This is a genomic window from Streptomyces synnematoformans (genome assembly GCF_039531005.1).
Lineage (GTDB): Bacteria > Actinomycetota > Actinomycetes > Streptomycetales > Streptomycetaceae > Streptomyces > Streptomyces synnematoformans.
The window spans coordinates 1-1,708 of sequence record NZ_BAAAPF010000625.1; the positions used below are offsets into that span (position 1 = coordinate 1).

Below are 1,708 nucleotides of genomic sequence, written 5' to 3' on the forward strand. Positions count from 1 at the left end.
GTCCAGGACCCGGTCGTCGAAGGCGGCCCGCGCGGCGGCGAGCCGCCGCACCGGGCGGACGAGGAGGGCGCGGGCCGCGTCCTCCAGGCCGAGCCACGCCGCGGCGGCCGAGGTGAGCCGGGCGGGTACGGGGGCACGGCGGTCGCCCCACGCCCAGACGGCGGCCGCCGCGGCCAGGGCGAGCCCGGCGGAGAGCACGAACTCCCAGGCGTGCGGCGCGGCTTCGCCGCGAGCGCCGAGGCGGTCGGAGAGGGCGGCGCGCGGGCCGGGCAGGGCCAGGACGCCGAGGCCCGCGGCGGCGAGGGCGAGTACGGCGAACGAGAGCGCCCCGGGGAGCGGGACGGCGGACGCGGCGGGGCTGCGGTCGGGAGGGCCGGCGGTGTCGGTGTCGGCGCGCGAGTGCCTGGGCCCGGCGGGCGGCGCGCCCTGGAGTGCACCGCCCGGCGCGTCCGCCGGAGCAGCGGAGGCGGCTTTCCCGGGTGGGGTGCGGCTGGGTTCCGCGGGCGGGACCCGGGGTTCCTCCCCCGCCGGCACCCGGGCACCCGCCCCGGGCGGGTGCCAGACGTACCACAGGGCCTTGGCGCTGTAGACCGCCGAGACCGCGGCCGCGGCCACCCCCGCCGCGTACAGCGCCGGGCTGTGCCCCACCGCCCCGGCCAGCAGCACGCCCTTCGCGGCCCAGAGCGCCAGCGGCGGTACGCCCGCGAGGCTCAGCGCGGCCACGGTGAACGCCGCGCCCGCGCCGCGGGTCCGGCGGGCGGCGCCGCGCAGCGCGGGCAGGGTGCGCGCGCCGAACGCCGTCAGCCAGCAGCCCGCCGCCAGGAAGGCCAGGCTCTTCGCCGCCGCGTGCGCCGCGAGCTGCAGGGTGCCGCCGGTGGGGGCGGGCGTCCCGGCCGCGAGCACCATGAAGCCGATCTGGGCGCAGCTGGAGGCGGCGAGCAGCTGCTTGAGGTCGGTCTGCGCCACCGCGACCAGGCCGAGGGTGAGCGCCGTGGCCGCGCCGGCCCAGGCCGCCGCGTCGTCGCCCCAGCCGGAGGCGGCGAGCAGCGGCCGCAGCCGCAGCAGCAGGTACGCGCCGGCGACGACCATCGTCGCCGAGTGCAGCAGCGCCGAGACGGGCGTGGGGCCCTGCATCGCCCGCGACAGCCAGAAACTGAACGGCAGCTGGGCGGACTTGCCCAGCGCTGCGACGAGGACGCCCGCGGTCAGCAGGTGCAGCCACGGTGCCGGCACCCCCGCCAGCCCGTCCAGCTCCGTCCCCGCCGCCGAGCCGCCGGCCAGGGCCGCGCCCGCGGCCAGGTACAGCCCCAGGTCCGCGCCCCGGGTCGTCACGAACGCGACGCCCGCCGCCTCCACCCTCGCCGGATCGCGCCACCAGAAGCCGATCAGCGCCCACGACGCGGCGCCCATGGCCTCCCAGCCCATCAGCAGCGCGGGCAGGGTCGTCGCCGTGACCGTGACGAGCATGGCGCCGCTGAACAGCAGCATGAGGCCGAAGAAGCGGGCCCGCGGCTCGCCGGCGCCGACGTCCGCGACGCTGGCGAGCAGCACGGCCAGGGTGACGGCCGCGACGGTCACCGCCACCGGCCCGGACAGGCCGTACGCGCCGAGCCCGAAGGGCAGCCCCGCCAGCAGCGGCGCCTGCGCCGCCGGCCGCTCGACGGCGGCGTGCACCGCCAGGGCGAGCACGACGGCGGCCACCTCCTCG

General features: G+C 80.3%; 1 protein-coding gene. It reads right to left on the minus strand.

The features are described 5' to 3' along the window. Positions 1–1,701, minus strand: a 1,701-nt coding sequence (locus ABD317_RS36650) for a proton-conducting transporter transmembrane domain-containing protein (RefSeq protein WP_344296338.1), incomplete at its 3' end; no start/stop codon positions are given. Between the last annotated feature and the right edge of the window lie 7 nt (positions 1,702–1,708).